A 17,523-nucleotide genomic window follows, 5' to 3' on the forward strand; every position below is an offset into this window, starting at 1 on the left:
CTTGCGCGGGGAGCCACAACTGTGTGGACTTTGCCTGACGGCGTCGACGTGACGCCGCGGGCAGGGATGAGATGAGGAGGCACGCGACAGTGAGCGCGACCGCTGGTCAGGCCGCCGACGGGGTACGCAGCCTGGCGGACCGGTTCGGGATCGAACCGGGGATGGTCGTCATGGAGATGGGGTACGACGAAGACGTCGACCAGGATCTCCGGGACGCCCTGACCGACCGCTGTGGAGAGCTGGTCGACGAGGACACCGACGAGGTGGTCGACGCGGTGCTGGTCTGGTACCGCGACGGCGACGGTGATCTCTTCGAGCTCCTCGTCGACGCCCTCGGCCCGCTGGCCGACAACGGCGTCGTGTGGTTGCTCACGCCCAAGGCGGGGCGTGAGGGGCACGTGGAGCCGAGCGAGGTCGCCGAGTCCGCGCCCACCGCCGGTCTCCAGCAGACCTCCACCGTCAACGCCGGCCGGGACTGGAGCGGCGCCCGCCTCGTCCTGCGCCGTGGGGCCAAGGGCAAGAAGTAGGCCGACGTCGGCGATCACCCGGCGGCGCCCGCTGCCGGGTGTGGCAGGCTGTTGCCCATCCGACCCGATCCTGAGGAGCTCGCATGCCGATCGAGGTTGGCGCCGAGGCGCCGGACTTCGTGCTCAAGGACCAGAACAACCAGGAGGTCCGGCTCTCGGACTTCCGTGGCAAGCGCACCGTGCTGCTGGTCTTCTACCCGCTCGCCTTCACCGGGATCTGCCAGGGTGAGCTGTGCGAGGTGCGGGACAACCTCAACGACTACGTCAACGACGACGTCCAGGTGCTGACGGTCAGTGTCGACTCCGTCTACGCCCACAAGATCTGGGCCGACAAGGAGGGCTACCAGTTCCCGCTGCTGGCCGACTTCTGGCCGCACGGCGCGGTGGCCCAGTCCTACGGCGTCTTCAACGACGTCGCCGGCATCGCCAACCGGGGCACCTTCGTGATCGACAAGGCCGGCGTGGTCCGCTTCGCCGAGATGAACATGCCGGGCGAGGCCCGCGACCAGCAGGGTTGGCGCAAGGCCCTCGCTGACGCCGTCGCGGCCTGACCAACCGGGCACGCCGTACGACCGGGCCGGTGGAGGGCAGGGTAAGCTAGCCAACCTCCGGCCCGCTCGTACGGGTTCCGGGCGCGTAGCTCAGTGGGAGAGCACTCGCCTTACAAGCGAGGGGTCGCAGGTTCGAAACCTGCCGCGCCCACACTCTGACCAGCACGTGAAGCGGGCTGCCGGTTGATCGGCGGCCCGCTTCGTCTCAGTTCGTCGCGTTCCAGAGCAGCCCGGCGACCTGTTCGGCGATGCCAGCGGTGATCTCCGGGGCTAGGTGCTGGTACCGGGTCGTCATGGCCATCTGCGACCAGCCCATGACCTCCATGACGGCACGGGTCGGCACGCCGAGGACCAGGAGCATGGTCGCGGCGGTTTGTCGGGCGTCGTGCAACCGGGCGTCCCGCACGCGCGCTTCCTTCAGCAGCGCATCCATGCGTCGTGATCGGCCCGCGGATCGATCGGCCTGCCGTTGGGCTGCGTGAAGACCCACTCAAAGCATCGCCACTGGCACCAGGCGCACCGCCTCGACGCCATCAAGGCGTTCAATCTCGGGCAGCCCGGTCCCACCCTTTCCGTTCAGGGGAAGCTGGAGCCGCAGCGAAGCGCGCGTCACCTGCGAGTCGAGTTGCGTGGCAAGGTCGCCCTTGCCTTGGCACTGCTTACGCAGACGCTCAAAGGCGGCGTCGCGGTCCTCGAATTCGACCGACTCCGCGTGGGGTAGCGCCCGGACGGCCTCCTCTACAGTGGCTCGCTGCTCTGCCGTAGCCGGTTCTAGCCGGACGATCGCCCCGATCCGCGACGGGAGGGGATCAACATCGGCGATCTTGAGCACAGCCCACTCGACGCCGTCGACCGTACCCATCACCAGTTCGGCTGCCTCGGCGACCGACACGTCCGTGACAGTCGCGCGAAAGGACTCCGGTATGTGCTCCGGATCCAGATCCGCCAGCAGGTCCGGCGAGTCTTTCCGCAATTTCTCGTATGCCTGATCGCGGGTCTCGAAGACGACGCCCTCTACGCTCGGTATCGCGCGTAGCCGCTGCTCCACCACACTTTTTTGCGCTGCCGTCACATCATGGTCCAGCAGGACGGTCAATGTTGTGTGCCCGGCATCCTTCGGCTCGGAGGTGCAAGCGGACAAAGCGGAAAGGAGCAAGAAGGCCAATACCGGCGCGATGCGACGCATGAGTCAGATCGTAGGTGGGCGCGAGGCATCGAGTGATCCCAGGGCCTTGGCCGGCGTGCCCGATGCAGCGGTTAAACATGGAGGCTAGGGACACAACGTGGCTGACAATCAACGGTCGCTGGCGGCCGTCTCGTCTCGGTTCTCGTCTCGTTCACTGACGTTCAGGGCGGGTCGGAGGCGGTGGTAGGTGTCGATCTTTCCTGGTGATGGATGCCGGCGGACCTCTCTGGACAGAGCGTCATGGAACTTACAAGCGAGGGGTCGCAGGTTCGAAACCTGCCGCGCCCACCATCACCATCAGCACCAACACCGGCCCGAAGATCAGAAACCAGGCCGATGGCAGCAGCGGTGACAAGCGATGTCCCGATGGGCGAACCGCGACGACTGGGCGCGCTCGACATCCACCCGTCGGCCCTGTTCCGTAGGCGATCCGCCGCCGGACTGCCCTGCAGGACAGATACGCCCTGCTGACGGCCGACCCGGCGGTCGACGAAGAAGTCGACCCCGACAAGATCGACGACGACGTCCTGGCGCTCGTCCCGGTACCGATGGAGGAGTTCGACTCCGGCAGCGCTCGTACGGGCCACCTCCGCGCTGCGGCCATCGACGAACGAACGAAGGTCATCGACCAGAACGATCGTCCGGCGGGCATCCACGCGATGATGATGCCCGGCGCCGTCACGATCTGCCATCCGGATCTGCCGCCGCCCGAGAGTCACGAGGCGTGACGAGATGTCGTAGGGTCCGTCGCGCTGAGACAGGGGACCCCCTGTGTTACCGAATCAGCTGAGCGCCGCTGCTGCGGCACCGGCGTCTCGTCAGCGGGCCGTTTGCTTGCCAACTGTGTCGGCTCGGATCGCGATGGTGACCTGGTTCCCCGCGGCGGGGTCGATGACGCAGTGCAGTCCGAGGTCTGTGATGCGGCCGTCGCGTGGGTCCCACTCGCGGGCACCGGCGTCACTTCCCAAGATTGAGCCGAGCGAGTCGATCGTGGGCTTCCACAGGTTCGGCCAGGCGCGGCGGGGCCCGACCACGAACGCGAGCTGGAGGGCGATACCGCCATCGAGAAGTGGTTGAGCGGCGATGATCTGGTCGCGGATCTGCCGCTTGTACGCGGTGGTACTGGCTGACGCAGTCGTGCGCACCTGCAGCGAGCACACCCCGCCGGGATCCTGGACAGCGTGCGTCTGGCACACCGCGACCGAGGACCACGTTGCATGCCGCTTGGTCGCCCACACCGAGGCGAACTGCCGCCCGATGTCCTTGGTCAACTTCGGGACGAGCGGAAACAGGTAGTTGTCGAGGTCGTTGAGCGCGAGCAGGGGCACCTTGTCCGGCAGCCCGATGTCCACGCGCAGCGCGAGCGGATCCGGTGTGACGCGCAACTGCATGGCGACGGCCGACTGGACGTCGGCGGCAAACGCGACGAAGCGGACCTGGCCAGATGACCCAGCCGTGTCCCAGCTGGCCAGGGCAGGCGGAACGCTCAGTGCGCTTCCCATGGAATCCGGGCGCGCATAGAAGACAGGCAAGGCCACAGGCGGAATCTATCGCCAGACCAGAGCTCGACCACCCGTTGTGCCTGCGGGTTGCTCGGACCAGCGTTCCTCGTTTGCCTTCTTGCTTGTGCCGCGATCCGCGCCGAGTGCGGAGACTTCCAGGTGCGGTGGTGGCGGACCGCTCAAGCCGCACCGGGCTCCAGCGGCTCATAGCTGAATTCGGGGCTTGGCGCCAAGGCGATGAGTCGGTCGAGGACGGGCTCGGTATTGGTGCCCCACATCTTGGAGACGACCCAGGTGCGTCCTTGATCGTGCAGGGGTGCGTCGAGGAACCAACGGCCGAGGCGTTTGGTGGATCCCGGGTAGGTCGCTAGGAACGCCTTGGCGAGTTCTTCACCGCTCAGCAGGCCTTCGACTGGCAGGAATCTCGAGCGTGGGATGGCGGTGCTGAGCTGTTGGGCGGTAATTCCTGCCTTGTGTAGGGCTGTCGCCATGGTGAGCACGGCCCAGCGCTTACGCAGAGGACGACTGCGGCCTTCGGGAGTGACGATCTCGTACTGGGTCCAGTCGCGGCCATCGGCACTGACCGCCCGGGCCTGGCTCTGCTTACGACGGATCTGGACGGTCAGTTCGCCGGCCTCGGGCAGCGGGATGATCTGCTGCACGTCCAGTAGCAGCCTTTCGGCGACCTTGTACGGCGTGAGCTTCACGCAACGGATGTCAAGTCCGTACACGTCGGTCAGCCAGAGCACAGTCGTGGTGATCTCACGGTCAAACCCGGCAGCCACGAGTACCAGGCGTACTTCGCGGCTGAGCACCGTCTCCTCCCCGCCGGCGTCCTCGAGAAATTCCGCCAGTCTGGACCGGGCTTCGTCGACCGCTTCGGGTTCGACCTGGGCCAGATAGTGCTCGTGATGTTCGACGAGGTCGTCAAAGGTCATGACGGACACCATCGCGGCATACCGCAGCGCCTGAAGTTCCACGTGACCGCCGTCGTTGGTGCGCTTGAGCTCGATGACGACCAGTCGGCCACTACGGTCGACTCCCAGCAGGTCGACACGGCGTCGAGCATCGGTGAAGGCTCCGAACTCCTCAGCCACGACCATCACGCCGTCGACGATCATGTCGATTCGCGCGCGAAGCAGCCGCTGCAGGTCAGCCCGCTCCAGCACTTGCTCCGCCGTGAAGGTGGTGGACGGCACCGGCTCCAACACGTTGGACGTCATCTCGTACAGCGGCATCCGGTCATCATTGCAGTGACGGCGGCGCTGCTGGGGAGGCCGCGCGTGAGCACGCACGGCCCGGTGCTGCCGATCTGGAGCCGATCTCCGTGGCCTTCTGCCTGGGTGCCCAACTGGTGGGCGCCTCCGAGGATCTGACCTCGGTGCCGGCGGGGCGCTGCATCAACGCTTCCTCGGCTGGAGGCGGGGGAGAGGCCACCTGAGGAACGAGCGTCCCAGGGTGCGCATCCAGCGCCTCGTACGGCGCCAGCAGTACGGCAGGAGGCTCGCTCCGAACGATTTCAATCCACTGTGGACATGAGCTACGCTCTCCGCCGGGCCTGCCGACTCGATCGGTACGTGCGGCAGAGGCAGCCACCGGCAACGGTGGCCGACGCCGCACGCAACCCGGGTGACCTGCGCGATCCGCGGACCCCGAGCCGCTCTTGGGTGGGTTTTCCGCCGCCGCTACCTGCGCCGCCACATCAACGAAGGACCGATTCAGTTGTACGACGTGATCGTCATCGGCGCCCGCTGTTCGGGTGCGTCCACCGCCCTGTTGCTCGCCCGGCGTGGACACCGGGTGCTCGTGGTGGACCGCTCGTCGTTTCCCAGCGACGTCATCTCGACGCACTTCCTCTGGCCGCACGGGATGTCCTATCTGAACCGGTGGGGACTGCTGGACGAGGTCCTGGCGGTCACTCCGGCGCACACCACGGTCGAGGTGGTCAACGACGGCATCTCGCTGACCGGCTCGGTGCCGACCGACCTGCTGCGTGAGTACTTCCGGGACCTGCACGGCGACGACTCGGGCGTGGTGCAGAGCTATGCGTCCGTGCGGCGGCGGGTGCTCGACGAGATCCTGGTCGGCGCGGCCGCCAAGGCCGGTGCCGAGGTGCGAACCAACTTCACCGTTCGTGAGCTGATCGTCGAGAACGGGCAGGTCGTCGGTATCCGGGGGCGTGCGGTCGACGGAGGGCTGGTCGAAGAGCGGGCCCGGATCGTGGTCGGTGCCGACGGCCGGAACTCGTTCGTCGCCCGCACCCTCGCGTTGCCGAAGTACGACGAGCGGCCCCGCTGCACGTTCGCCTACTGGAGCTACTGGTCCGGCTTCGACCTCGGCCCGGCACAACTGCACCGGCGCGGCCGGTTGGCCTGCGCGGTGGCGCCGACCAACTTCAACCAGAACATGGTCCTGGTCTGGGGGCCGAGTGAGTGGTCGCGGGAGTTTCGCGGTGACGTGCCGGGCAACTACCAGAAGGCGTTGGACTTCGTCAGTCCGGAGCTGGGCGACGTGGTGCGCACCAAGGGGACCAGGGAGGAACGCATCTACGGCACCCTGGACCAGTCGGCCTTCCTCCGGCCACTGCACGGGCCCGGGTGGGTGCTCGTCGGTGACGCCGAGTCGGCCAAGGACCAGTGCACCGCGATCGGCATCACCCACGCCTTCCGCGACGCCGAGCTGGTCAGCGCCGCACTCGACCGGTGGCTCCGCGGTGACGCGTCGATCGACGAGGCGATGACCGCCTACGGGGACCGCCGCCGGAGCCAGAACGCTGCCGCCTACCACGACTACGTCTGCACCCTTGCCGAGATGCGTCCGTACCGGCACGACGAGTTGCAACTGTTCGTCGCGTTGCGGGGCAACCAGCAGGAGACCGACCGGTTCATCGCCACACACGCCGACATCGCGCCGGTGTCGGAGTTCTTCCAGGCCTCCAACCTCTTCCTGCTCAACGACGCCGCGAAGGAGTCCTCCGCAGACCACGCGGTCTTTGAGGACTTCGCGGAGACCACCCGCAGCTACCAGCAGAACCTCTTCGCCTGATGATCCACCAGGGAGACGAAACCGTGACCATCGAGCTGGACCAGCGTGAAGACGGCGAACTGATCGGGATCATCCTCAAGGCGGCACACTGCCGGGACTTCGAGACCATGACGCGTACCGCGACCGAGGTCTCCGAGATGACCCGCAACTGGGCCACCCACATCCCGTGGGACGACCTCGCGTCGCTCGAAGGCGCCGACGACGAGCTGGCCCAGGTGGTCGCCGACCTCACCGAGATGTGGGAGCCGGCCCACCTGCGCAACCCCGTCGACCCCGACGAGGAGTACGCCCTGGACAAGAACGCGTACGACTTCTACCGGCCCGCCGGCCGCAACCTGCTGACCCGCACCGAGGACTTCTACGGCTGGGTGCAGGCCCGTCGCCGCACGGAGACGTGGCAGTACTCCCGGGTGCTGGAGGCGGCACCGGACAGCGTTGCCCAGATCACCAACGACCTGGGCCGGCGGGCCCGCGGCATCAACTTCAACTCGCAGGACTACCTGTCGTTCAACACCCACCCGGCGATCCGGGAGGCGGCGGCCAGGGCGATGCACGACTACGGGCCGCACAGCGCCGGCTCGCCGATGGTGCTTGGCAACACCCGCATCTCCGACGATCTGGAGGCTGCCCTCGGTGACCTGGTCGGACTCGACCACGTGACGCTCTTTCCGACCGGCTGGGCGGCCGGCTTCGGCGCGGTCGTCGGTCTGGTCCGGCAGTCCGACCACATCCTGATCGACCGGCTGGCCCACTCCTGCCTCCAACAGGGGGCACGGGCGGCCACCCGGAACGTGGTCCGCTACGAGCACCTCAACGTCGAGGCGGTACGCCGGCACCTGACCGAGATTCGGGCCACGGACACCCGCAACGGCATCCTGGTGGTCACCGATGGGCTCTTCTCGGTGGACGCGGACTGGCCGGACCTCGTCACCCTGCAACGCATCTGCCGGGAACACGATGCCACGCTGCTGGTCGACGTGGCGCACGACCTCGGCTCGATGGGGCCCGGCGGCACGGGCGTGCTGGGGATGCAGGACCTGCTCGGCAGCGTCGACATCGTGATGGGCGCCTTTTCCAAGACGTTCTGCTCCAACGGTGGCTTCGTGGCTTCCAACTCGCCGGCGTTGAAGCAGTACATCAAGATGTTCGGCGGCTCGCACTTCTTCTCCAACGCGCTGTCGCCGGTGCAGACCGCGGTGGTGCGGGAGGCCACCAGGATCATCCGGTCGGCCGAGGGGGACGTGCTGCGGTCCCGGCTCTTCACCGCGATCCACGCCCTGCGCGACGAGCTGACCGGCCGGGGTCTGACCTGCATGGGTGAGCCGTCACCGATCGTGCCGCTACTGATCGGCAACGAGAAGCTGGCGCGGACGGCGAACCGCCTGCTCTTCGACCGAGGGGTGCTGGCATTCATGGTCGAGTTCCCGGTGACCCCGACCGGCTCGTCCCGGTTCCGGCTTCAGGTGCAGGCCGGGCACCGGCCCGAGGAGGCCCGCGAGGCGGCTCGGATCATCGAGGGCGCCATCGCCGACTCCCGGGCGTACCTCTCCAGCGCCTTCGGCAGCGCTCCCCGCTGAGGACGTCTCGTAACTCGATGAAGGCGAGATGCCGGGCGCCCGGACCGGACCGGCAGCCGGCAGATGCCCGTTCCGGTCTGTGAGCCGTACGATGCGGGCGATGGGATCCCGGTACTGCCCACCATCGGAGTAACGCAGTCGAGGCACCCTCGGATGAGGGTGCCTCCTGCTGATCGCTTCGCTTCTCGCGAAAGACGGCATTCGCGAGATCCGGTTCGAAGCGGCCCAGGTGGATCAGCTCATGCGTCGTCGAGTACGAACGCTCGCATCAGCTCTGGGCACTCTGCTGCGGAGGGTGGAGGCGTGCGGAAGATCGCATGCAAGCGCCGGCGCTCGGACAGGGCTGTCGTTCACTGTCCGAGAAGGCGGTAGCGGAGGTGTACGACGCCGTTTCGGAATCGGCGCTCGTCGAGGAGCTCAAGGTCGGTGCGCATGCCTGTCGGCAGCCCTGGCTTGCCCCCTCCGACGACGATGGGCAGGACGACCAGCCGGCACTCGTCGACCAGCCCGGCCCTGAAAGCCTGCGTCGCGAGGTTCGCGCCTCCTACGGTGAGATCACTGCTGGCCGTGGCCTTCAATTCGCGTGCTGCGGCGGGGTCGAAACGGCGTTCGAGTCGGGTGTCGGCAGTTGACACCGCGGCGAGGGTCGTGGAGTACACGACTTTGCTCGCCGCCTGCCAGGCGCTCGCGAAGTCGGCCATGAGGTCGGACTGCGCGGCCAGAGCGGCGTCGGTCTCCCAGACGGCCATCGCCTCGTACAGGCGTCGCCCGTAGAGACACGTGCCCACAGACCGCAGGAGGTCGGTGTGGAACGCGAACACCTCGTCGCCGATCGGGAACCAGTCGAACGCGCCGCGCTCGTCCTCGATGTAGCCGTCAAGCGATACGTTCGTCACGTAGATGAGCTTGCCCATGCCGTCACCTCTCGATGGTCGATCGAACTAGATCCAGTCTCGGGCCGTCTCATGACTCCCTTGTCCCGGGAGGCCAGACCGACTGCCTTCACCTGTTCCACGAACGACCCGCGGCGGATCCGACACCGTGCCGGAAACGTCCTCAGACTCGCGCCGCTCGGCGCTCGTGATCGTGAAGCGCCCGTGCTCGTCGGGATCATGGTCTCCGTACCGGCGGGTCGTCATCTGCCGTGATCAGCGCGCCGAGGTGTCGCAGATCAGTCGACGGAGGACACGTGTGGTCCGACAGTTGATCTGCCATGCAGCTCTGCCACCGAGGTGCGACAGGGCCGGCGGTCGAGGGATGGCAGGTCAGCCGCCGACGAGACGTCCTGTCATGCCGAGAACGGTGATGTCCAGAACCCGTAGGATGTGGCCGGTGGGGTGGGAGGCACTCGGGCGGTGGGGCGAAGATGCCGTTCGCATCGAACCGCTCGCCGGCGGAGTCGCCAACGACGTGTGGAGTGTGCGCGTCGACGGGCGCCTCGCGGTCGGTCGTCTCGGCACCAGGAGCGACGCTGATCTTGCGTGGGAGACAGCGCTCCTCCAGCACCTCGACCGTGAAGGTCTGACGGTCCCGGTCCCTATCCCGACCACGGACGGCCGGCTGTTCGCCGACGGTCTGGCGGTGATGACCTATCTGGATGGCGGACCGCCCGAGACGCAGGCCGACTGGCGTCGCGTGGCCGGCACGCTCCGCGAGTTGCACCGGCTGACGCGGGGCTGGCCGCAGCGCCCAGGCTGGCGATCGTCGACCGACCTCCTGCACGCCCAGACCGGGACCAAGATCGACCTCGGCGCGATGCCCCCTGAGAGCGTTGCTCGATGCAGAGTGGCGTGGGCGCGGCTCACCGGGCGCCAGACATGCGTCGTCCACGGCAACCCCGCCAACCCTGGCAACGTCCGCATGACCGCGAGTCAGGTCGCGCTGATCGACTGGGACGAATCGCACGTCGACGTCCCCGACCTCGACCTCGTGCTGCCCGGCAACGCCGCCGGCCTCGACGACGGTGCGCTCGACATCGCCGGGCAGGCGTCGGCCGCGTGGGAAGCCGCCGTCTGCTGGGACGACGAGTACGCAGCCAGACGGCTCGCCGAGGTCCGAGCGGTCTGAGAACGCGTTCGAGGAATGGGGTTGTTGGCGGCCGAGTGCGTACATCTGCCGCGATCAGGGCAACCCGCGAGCGGCTGCGATGCTGACTGCTGCGGCTCGTGCCGCTGCAGCGGTTACACGCCTGTGGGGTAGAGCCTCAGTTGTTCGACCACCACAACAACGGTCGTTCCAGGCGGGACGTCGCGGGAGCCATCGTCGACTTGGACCTGCACAAGTCCCTCGGCTACGCGCACTGTCAGGAGTTCCTGATCCTGCAGCTCTACTGATCCACGTAACCGGGGGCCATCCCGCAGGATCGCCTCAGCGCCGTCCACCGCGATCGCGTCGGCCCATCCGAGTATGGCGTCGACGTCGAGTTCAACGTCGACGAGCTCGCCGGCACTGGGCGGCACACCAACCCACTCTGCCCGCACCGGCACGCCCGCTACCACGACGTCGACCATTATCGGTGTGCCTGGATGCACCACGAGGACATTCGCTCGCATGCGCCAGATGATCGCAGCCGACATCCGCTTCTGCCGCTTCCAAGGCGCTCGTTGACCGGCGGAGATGTCACGCTCCGCACAACTCACCAGCCAGACCCGAGGGGCTTGTCGGGACGGTAGGCCGTTGGCCCTTCTGCCAGTCAGCGGTGGCTGACGACGTTGACCACATTGCCGTCCGGGTCGCGGACGAAGAAGCGCCGGACACCCCACTGCTCGTCGGTGATCGGGTGCACAATCTCTGCGCCCGTCGCGCGTACCGCCTCGTAGACGGCGTCTACGTCAGCGACCTCCACGCTGAGGTCCGGGTTCACGGAGGCTGCTGCATCTTTGGTGATGAGGATGACCTGGGCGGTGGGGTCGAACGGTGAGACCAAGTTGACCACCCAGCCCAGGTTCATCTCCTCGCGGAAGCCCAGAAGTTGGTAGAAGCCGCTGCTCGCGACCGGATCGGCGGTTGTGATATCGGGTACGGCACGGCGAATCGTCATGCCGGATTCTGGCACGCGAGGTACTGGCTCGGGCGAGTGGTGGGCCCCGCTCACCAGGCGCCAGGGCGGGATGCGGCGCACTCGGACCGTGACATGCCGCGGCATCCTGATCTGCCGCCGACCGAGCGTCACTGCCGAGAACAGCAAGCTCCTCGACCGGCGGTCACCGGGGTGAGGCCGACGTGTGTGGCACGTTCCGAGGCCAGGATGGTGGCGCTGAGTTCGATCACGAATGCCCGGACGTCATCGGCGCTGCCGGGGTCGGTGTCCGGGCCGGAGTCGTACCACCAGTCGCATGCCCAGATGATCAGGTGCGCCCACCGGGGGTGGGTGGTGATGGTCTTGTCGGCGGCCTGCCGCTTGGACAGTTGCTGGCCGTTCTGGAGGCGTTGAAAGGCCCGGCAGAGGGTGAGCACCGCGTAGGACTGGGCCCCAGCGGTGTTCATCTGGGTCACCCAGGCCGGCCAGTCGCGGACGTGGTCCAGCAGAGCCGAGCGGACGCGGTTGGGGTCGACGGCGGGTAGCAGGATGTCGGCCGGGGGGCCCAGCAGGCTGCGGCCGTGATCGTGGACGGCGGACCAGGTCACGAGGCGGTGGGTAGTGGCAGGTAACAGATGCAGCACTTCGCCGGGGCTGACCCGGGCAATGACATGGTCCCGACCGGTGCCACCGTGCGCCGCGTCGCGCGCGGCAGCCAGTGACACGTATTCCACCTCGATCCTGCCGGCCCACTGTGGGTGTCGCCGGTCAAGGTCTGTGTGCAGTCCGGCGAGCACGGCGAGGAGGTTCTCGTCCGGGTCGCTGTCGAGTACCGCGAGCAAATCAAGATCACTGCGATCTTCGGCGAAGGCGCCCGCCACTAGCGAGCCGTGCACGTACAGGCCCAGAAGCCCGCCAGCCAGCGCGGGACTCCACGCGTCACGAAGATCGGATAGAACCATCTCGGGTGGTGCCACCAGGTCATCCTGCGCTGCGGCCCGTCAGCCCGCCACCGAGTTGAGCCGGCCACAGAAAACACGTTGGCGGATCACGGGCCCGCTGCTAGTTTTCCCGAAGGCCGTGCGAGAGACCGAGGAGGTGGTACCCGTGAACGTTTCGACATGGGTGCTCCCCTCTGGGGTCACGGTCGGGCGATAGGTCGTCCGGGAGCGCCGTTCACGAGCACTCCGAAAGGCACGACCATGCGATTCACTACTGAGCAGCGCCTCGATGACGGCGTCCTCGAACGCGAATTCACTCTCGGCGGGATCCCCGGCATCCTGTGGACGCCCGAATCCGCATCGGCACCGGTCCCGCTGATCCTGCTCGGCCACCCCCCGCTCGGGCTGCACAAGATGTACCCCCGTCTGGTGGTGCGGGCCCGGCACGCTGCGGCGGATGGCTTCGCCGCAGCCACCATCGAGCTCCCCGGCAGCGGTGACCGGCCCCGTTGGGCCGCCGTCGAGCAGGCCCGCGCCGACCTGCGCCGGGCCATTGACGCCGGCGAGCGGGTCAGCGACGAGATCATCGACGCCCTCGTCCTTCCGCTCGTCGACAAGGCGGTCCCGGAATCGCAGGCCGCCCTGGATGCCCTCCTGTCGCTGCCCGAGATCAGTGGCCCGGTCGGGTACTCGGGGGGAGTGATCTCCATTGGCATCCGACTGGCGGTGGTCGAGCCGCGCATCGTGGCCGCCGGCTTCTTCGCAGGGAGCTTTGTGCCTCGCACCATGTTCGAGGAGGCCCGACAGGTCACCATTCCGCTGCATGTCCTGCTGCAGTGGGATGACGAAGGCAACGATCGGCAGGCGGCCCTGAACCTGTTCGACGCCTTCGGCTCCGTGGAGAAGACGCTGCACGCCAACATGGGCGGACACACTGGTGTCCCTCACTTCGCAGGGGAGGACGCGGCAAGGTTCTTCGCCCGGCATCTGCGCTAGCCGCAGACCCGGGGGCCCGCCGCCAGGCCAGCAGCAGGCGGTAGGCGGCGCCGGCCGGCACGCCGCTCATCGAGGACAGGCTCCGGCTCTCCTCGATGGCGGTGGCCAGCAAGTGCACGACCGCCCCGATCGCGGCGGTACCGGGCCATCGGCGGTACCGGCCGGTCGGGGCGGAGTTCTGCTCCTGGTGACCGGCTTGATCTCTGCAAGATCAGCTGAACCTACTTCTGTACTCCAAGGAGTACCCCGACGACAGGCCGTGCGTGCCCGGATCTGCCGCAGGACGTTCAACATGTCGCGTGCGCCGAGCGGTCAACGTACGAGGGCATGCCGTGAGCGGCGGGTTGCTCTGACCGGGCATCTTCACGGTCCCGGTCTCGCCAGCGTCACCCGTCGTGGAGAACTTGATCCCGGTACTTGCGGAAGCCATGCCAGCCGGTGCTCTCGGCCGGGTCGCCGCTGAGGAACTCGCCGCTGGAAGTGTCGAGCGCGCGACCACCAACACAGGCAGCGATCCGTGCGATGACCGTCAGGACGTCGACGCTGCCTCCACGCACGTGCAACATGATGGAATCGACGGGGTCGTCTGACCCGATGTTGAGTCCGATGCTCCAGGTGGGCCCGGTCAAGTGGCCCCACGCCGGATTGGAGAGGTCGAGGTCCCGGAAGCTGTCGACTAGCCGCTGCCTGACGTCGCTCGCGGCAGCCAGGACGGGCGGTTCATGGTCCTTCGGCAACTCGTCGATCGAGTTGGCGTGCGGTGGCGCCTTGAAGATGAATACATCCCAGCTCAAGGTGTCTCCGGCCCTCGTCGTGCTGCTGCGTCAGTGTAGTGGAAGCAGGCAGGTCGCCAGGGTGCGATGGTCGGGGAGGCAGCCGGGGCGGGTTGAGGTTCGTGCTGCTCGGACGTCCTCAACTGCCGCCGACCGCGCGGTCGCGCCGAGAAAGTGCGTGTGACCATGGCGAGGTCGAGGTTGGGCCCCGTGCGCCGACAAACGACCTCCGCCGCCGTCGGTTGCGGAAGCTGGACAGCGTTCTTCTTGTCTGCCATGACGTGGTCCTTCCTGGACAGGATCGACGTCCTGTCCAACGGACCACACCCAGGTCAAACACGGAAATCTACGCAGTCCCACGGTGACGGTGGCCCGCGCTCATCGGCACGTCCGGACCTCGGCGACCGGCGCCGACCTCGTGCCGATGTGTGGAATCATGCCGCCGTGCTGGATCAGTCGGTCAGCGTGTTGTAGTCGCGGCCTTTACATCTGAGTGTCGGCGCGCAGGCGATGGCTGTGGCGTCCGGTTCCCTCGTCGTGGCGGAGCGGCACTCGCGTCTGGTCCGGCTGGACCCGCGCAGCGGGGAGCAGTTGTGGGAACAGCGTGTCGAGGATTGCTGGGGCACGGCCGTTATCGCGAGTGAGTGCTGCCTTTACCTGAGCCAGTCCGGAGTTCTGCACTGCTTCGATCTGGGCAACGGACTGCGGTTGTGGTCGACGCCCGGCATGAGCCTGCGGTATTACGTCAGCGTTTGCGGCTCCGTTGTTTGGCTGGGAGGGTGGCGCGGTTACCACTCGTTGATGCGGGTGGCCCTTACCGACGGCAGGTGCCTGCCATTCGACGGCGCTGCGGTTTGTCGGCGGCCAGTGAAAGATCCCCATAGGCGGCCATTTACCGCCCCGCTGATGGCCAGGGTTCTCCCCGTGGACGGCCAGATACCTCCCCGCTGATCATGACGAGACGCTGGTCGGCGAGGGTCGGCGGCGTGAAACGCGGCAGGGAGATCGTGGAAATTTTGGAGGCATACGACCTCACGGGTAGTTACCGTGCGGCGGCCGAGCTGGCCGGGTGTGATCACCACACCGTGGCCCGGTATGTGAAGTTGCGGGCCGAGGGACGCAGCCCCGAGGAGCGGACCCAGCGGGCTCGGCCGATCGACGATTTCATGGACAAGATCGAGGAGTTGGTGGCCCGCTCGGGTGGCCGGGTCCGCGCCGATGTGGTGCACCGGCGGATCACCACGATGGGCTTCGCCGGCGGAGAGCGCACCACCCGCCGGGCGGTCGCGGCGGTGAAGAAGTCCTGGCAGGCCGGGCAGCGACGGGTGTTCCGCCCGTGGATCCCCGAGCCCGGTTTGTGGCTTCAGTTCGACTGGGGCGAAGGCCCACGCATCGGCGGCCGGCGGACCACGTTGTGGTGCGCGTGGCTGCCCTGGTCCCGGTTCCGGGTCGTGATCCCGGTGCTGGACAAGACCCTGCCGACGGTCGTGGCCTGCCTGGATGCCACCCTGCGGCGCCTGGGTGGGGTGCCGGCCTATGTGTTGACCGACAACGAGAAGACGATCACGGTGGAGCACGTCGCGGACATCGCCGTGCGTAATCCGGAGATCGTGCAGGTGGCCCGGCATTACGGGATGACGATCCGCACTTGCGTGCCGGCGGACCCGCAGTCCAAGGGCGGCGCCGAGAACACCGTGAAGATCGCCAAGGCGGACCTGGTCCCGACCAGCGCGAACCTGCTCGGCCAGTACCGCACGTTCGCGGAACTGGAGGCGGCCTGCCGCGACTTCACCGACGAGGTCAACGCCCGCATCCACCGCGACACCCGACGCCGCCCGGCCGAAGCCCTCCTGGACGAACGCGACCGGCTGCATCCGCTGCCGGCGCAGCCGTTCACCGTCGCGTTCGGCACCACCCGCCGAGTGAACTGGGACTGCACCATCTCCGTCGACGGAGTCCGCTACTCGGTCCCGCACCACCTGGTCGACACCCGGGTCTGGGCCCGGTTCCACGGCGACGAACTCATCGTCACCGCCGTCAGCGAGGACGGGCCGGCCGAGGTCGCCCGCCACCAGCGGGCCCAGCCGGGCCGCCCGTCGATCCTCGACGAGCACTACCCGCCCCGATCACGCCAGTCCGACACCGCCGATCGGGTGCCGCGGGCCCGCACCGCCGACGAGGCCGCGTTCCTGGCTCTCGGCCCCGGCGCCGCCGCGTGGCTGGTCGAGGCCGCAGCCGCCGGGGTCCGCGGGGTGCGCCGCAAGATGGCCGAAGCCGTCGCTCTCGCGAAGCTGCACGGCGTCGACCACGTCGACCGGGCCCTCGGCACCGCCGCTTTGGCGGGCAGGTTCGCCGACAACGACCTGATCCGCATCCTGGCCCACCAACGCGACGACGACACCCCACCCACTCGGGCCAGCGAAACCCACAGCCTGCAACCAGGCACCTCTGCCTGGTCAACCTTCGGCACGACGACTGGAGAACAGTGACCATCACCCCGTTGCGGGTCACCGGCGCAGCCGGTGACCCGCTGACCGAAGCGATCGAGCTCACCCGCCGGCTGAAACTGCCGCACCTGCGCCGGGCCATGGCCGACCTCATCCCCACCGCGAAAGCGCAACGCTGGGACCCGGCCGAAGTCGTGCGGGTCCTCCTCGCGGAGGAGGCAGCCGGCCGGGACCAGGCCAACCTGCGCACCCGGCGCAAACGCGCCGCGTTCCCCGCCGGCAAAACCTTCGGCGACTGGGACGAGCAGGCCTCCTCGATCCCGCGGCCGACCCAGGACGCCCTGCGCAGCCTGGAATGGGTGCAGCGCAAGGAGAACCTGTCCATCTGCGGCCCGTCCGGCACCGGCAAGAGCCACTTCTGCGAAGCCCTCGGCCAAGCCGCCGTCGAGGCCGGCATGACCGTCGCCTGGTTCACCATCGAAGACCTCGGCGTCATGGTCCGCCGCCACCGCCCCGACGACTCCGTCGCCCGAGCCATGGCCAGACTGATCCGCACCGACCTGATCATCATCGACGACATCGGCCTGCTACCGGTCTCCCCGGACGCCGCCGAAGGGTTCTACCGCCTCGTCGACGCCGCCTACGAACGCCGCAGCCTCGCGGTCAGCTCGAACCTGCACCCGTCCGGTTTCGACGAGATCATGCCCAAGACCCTGGCCACCGCCACCGTCGACCGACTCCTGCACCACGCCCACGTCGTCGTGACCCAGGGTGACAGCTACCGGTTCAACCAAGCCACCGCCGGACAGGGCGTCAAAGCCTTGCACTGACCCCAGCACCACCCCACAGGCGGGGAACTATCTGGCCGCCACTGGGGAGAAACCATGGCCGCCAGCGGGGAAAACTACTGGCCGCCTACGGGGAGATCTGATTGGCCGTTGACAGCGGTTGCCGGAGCC

The 17,523-nt window shown here is 67.7% G+C and carries 18 protein-coding genes, 1 tRNA gene and 1 pseudogene; 10 read left to right on the forward strand and 10 right to left on the reverse strand.

Features of this window, described 5'->3' with window-relative positions; genetic code table 11:
• Positions 1–89 precede the first annotated feature (89 nt).
• From GA0070610_RS05610 to GA0070610_RS05620, 3 genes are all read left to right on the forward strand, one after another.
• A complete protein-coding gene (locus GA0070610_RS05610; RefSeq protein ID WP_007072328.1) occupies positions 90–527 on the forward strand; it encodes a DUF3052 domain-containing protein in 438 nt (145 codons plus the stop codon).
• An 83-nt stretch (positions 528–610) separates the two neighbouring features.
• Positions 611–1,078 carry a peroxiredoxin gene (locus GA0070610_RS05615; protein WP_088999030.1) on the forward strand — a complete coding sequence of 156 codons (468 nt, stop codon included), beginning with the start codon at positions 611–613 and terminating at the stop codon, positions 1,076–1,078.
• Between the two features lie 79 nt (positions 1,079–1,157).
• A tRNA-Val gene (locus GA0070610_RS05620) sits at positions 1,158–1,229 on the forward strand.
• A 54-nt stretch (positions 1,230–1,283) separates the two neighbouring features.
• Here the strand turns inward: GA0070610_RS05620 and GA0070610_RS05625 are convergent.
• From GA0070610_RS05625 to GA0070610_RS05645, 5 genes and pseudogenes are all read right to left on the reverse strand, one after another.
• Complete coding sequence (locus GA0070610_RS05625; RefSeq protein ID WP_231925927.1) at positions 1,284–1,511, reverse strand: tyrosine-type recombinase/integrase; 228 nt, start codon at positions 1,509–1,511, stop codon at positions 1,284–1,286.
• Between the two features lie 57 nt (positions 1,512–1,568).
• Entirely contained in the window at positions 1,569–2,264 is a 696-nt protein-coding gene (locus tag GA0070610_RS05630) for a permease-like cell division protein FtsX (protein ID WP_088999031.1), read from the reverse strand.
• A 524-nt stretch (positions 2,265–2,788) separates the two neighbouring features.
• Positions 2,789–2,920 (reverse strand): annotated as a pseudogene (locus GA0070610_RS32060) (cyclic-phosphate processing receiver domain-containing protein); the annotation flags it as partial.
• 162 nt (positions 2,921–3,082) lie between these two features.
• Positions 3,083–3,802, reverse strand: coding sequence for a hypothetical protein (locus GA0070610_RS05640; RefSeq protein WP_088999033.1), 720 nt, complete (start codon positions 3,800–3,802; stop codon positions 3,083–3,085).
• 143 nt (positions 3,803–3,945) lie between these two features.
• Positions 3,946–5,004: a PDDEXK family nuclease gene (locus tag GA0070610_RS05645; RefSeq protein ID WP_088999034.1), complete on the reverse strand. Its 1,059-nt coding sequence runs from the start codon at positions 5,002–5,004 to the stop codon at positions 3,946–3,948.
• A gap of 478 nt (positions 5,005–5,482) precedes the next feature.
• On the opposite strand from GA0070610_RS05645, the gene GA0070610_RS05650 reads away from it, so the two are divergent.
• Positions 5,483–6,811 carry an NAD(P)/FAD-dependent oxidoreductase gene (locus GA0070610_RS05650; RefSeq protein ID WP_089003298.1) on the forward strand — a complete coding sequence of 443 codons (1,329 nt, stop codon included), beginning with the start codon at positions 5,483–5,485 and terminating at the stop codon, positions 6,809–6,811.
• A gap of 23 nt (positions 6,812–6,834) precedes the next feature.
• Entirely contained in the window at positions 6,835–8,388 is a 1,554-nt protein-coding gene (locus tag GA0070610_RS05655; protein ID WP_231925928.1) for an aminotransferase class I/II-fold pyridoxal phosphate-dependent enzyme, read from the forward strand.
• Positions 8,389–8,738: 350 nt separating this feature from the next.
• On the opposite strand, the gene GA0070610_RS05660 is transcribed toward GA0070610_RS05655, so the two are convergent.
• Positions 8,739–9,302, reverse strand: coding sequence for a dihydrofolate reductase family protein (locus GA0070610_RS05660; RefSeq protein ID WP_088999036.1), 564 nt, complete (start codon positions 9,300–9,302; stop codon positions 8,739–8,741).
• A 409-nt stretch (positions 9,303–9,711) separates the two neighbouring features.
• Between GA0070610_RS05660 and GA0070610_RS05665 the strand changes: the two genes are divergently transcribed.
• Entirely contained in the window at positions 9,712–10,455 is a 744-nt protein-coding gene (locus GA0070610_RS05665; protein ID WP_231925929.1) for a phosphotransferase enzyme family protein, read from the forward strand.
• A 113-nt stretch (positions 10,456–10,568) separates the two neighbouring features.
• Here GA0070610_RS05665 and GA0070610_RS05670 read toward each other — a convergent pair whose 3' ends face one another.
• The 3 genes from GA0070610_RS05670 to GA0070610_RS05680 form a co-directional block, all read right to left on the reverse strand.
• Positions 10,569–10,940 carry a hypothetical protein gene (locus tag GA0070610_RS05670; protein WP_157747043.1) on the reverse strand — a complete coding sequence of 124 codons (372 nt, stop codon included), beginning with the start codon at positions 10,938–10,940 and terminating at the stop codon, positions 10,569–10,571.
• A gap of 140 nt (positions 10,941–11,080) precedes the next feature.
• Positions 11,081–11,428 (reverse strand): VOC family protein, encoded by a 348-nt coding sequence (locus GA0070610_RS05675; RefSeq protein ID WP_088999039.1) that lies wholly within the window; start codon positions 11,426–11,428, stop codon positions 11,081–11,083.
• Between the two features lie 128 nt (positions 11,429–11,556).
• On the reverse strand, positions 11,557–12,384 hold the full coding sequence (locus tag GA0070610_RS05680; protein WP_088999040.1) for a nucleotidyltransferase domain-containing protein: 828 nt from the start codon (positions 12,382–12,384) through the stop codon (positions 11,557–11,559).
• Between the two features lie 225 nt (positions 12,385–12,609).
• Here GA0070610_RS05680 and GA0070610_RS05685 point away from each other — a divergent pair, with 225 nt between their 5' ends.
• Positions 12,610–13,344 (forward strand): alpha/beta hydrolase, encoded by a 735-nt coding sequence (locus GA0070610_RS05685; RefSeq protein WP_088999041.1) that lies wholly within the window; start codon positions 12,610–12,612, stop codon positions 13,342–13,344.
• A 386-nt stretch (positions 13,345–13,730) separates the two neighbouring features.
• Here the strand turns inward: GA0070610_RS05685 and GA0070610_RS05690 are convergent, their stop codons facing one another.
• On the reverse strand, positions 13,731–14,138 hold the full coding sequence (locus GA0070610_RS05690; protein WP_088999042.1) for a hypothetical protein: 408 nt from the start codon (positions 14,136–14,138) through the stop codon (positions 13,731–13,733).
• Positions 14,139–14,627: 489 nt separating this feature from the next.
• On the opposite strand from GA0070610_RS05690, the gene GA0070610_RS31900 reads away from it, so the two are divergent.
• The 3 genes from GA0070610_RS31900 to istB are packed head-to-tail and all read left to right on the forward strand — an operon-like array spanning position 14,628 to position 17,394.
• Positions 14,628–15,068, forward strand: a complete 441-nt coding sequence (locus tag GA0070610_RS31900; RefSeq protein WP_088999044.1) for an outer membrane protein assembly factor BamB family protein — start codon at positions 14,628–14,630, stop codon at positions 15,066–15,068.
• A 35-nt stretch (positions 15,069–15,103) separates the two neighbouring features.
• A complete protein-coding gene (gene istA, locus GA0070610_RS05705) occupies positions 15,104–16,606 on the forward strand; it encodes an IS21 family transposase (protein ID WP_088999045.1) in 1,503 nt (500 codons plus the stop codon).
• On the forward strand, positions 16,603–17,394 hold the full coding sequence (istB, locus tag GA0070610_RS05710; protein ID WP_088999046.1) for an IS21-like element helper ATPase IstB: 792 nt from the start codon (positions 16,603–16,605) through the stop codon (positions 17,392–17,394). Before istA ends, istB begins: the two co-directional genes overlap by 4 nt.
• The last annotated feature ends 129 nt before the right edge of the window (positions 17,395–17,523 follow it).

The sequence above is a fragment of the Micromonospora echinofusca genome (genome assembly GCF_900091445.1).
GTDB lineage: Bacteria > Actinomycetota > Actinomycetes > Mycobacteriales > Micromonosporaceae > Micromonospora > Micromonospora echinofusca.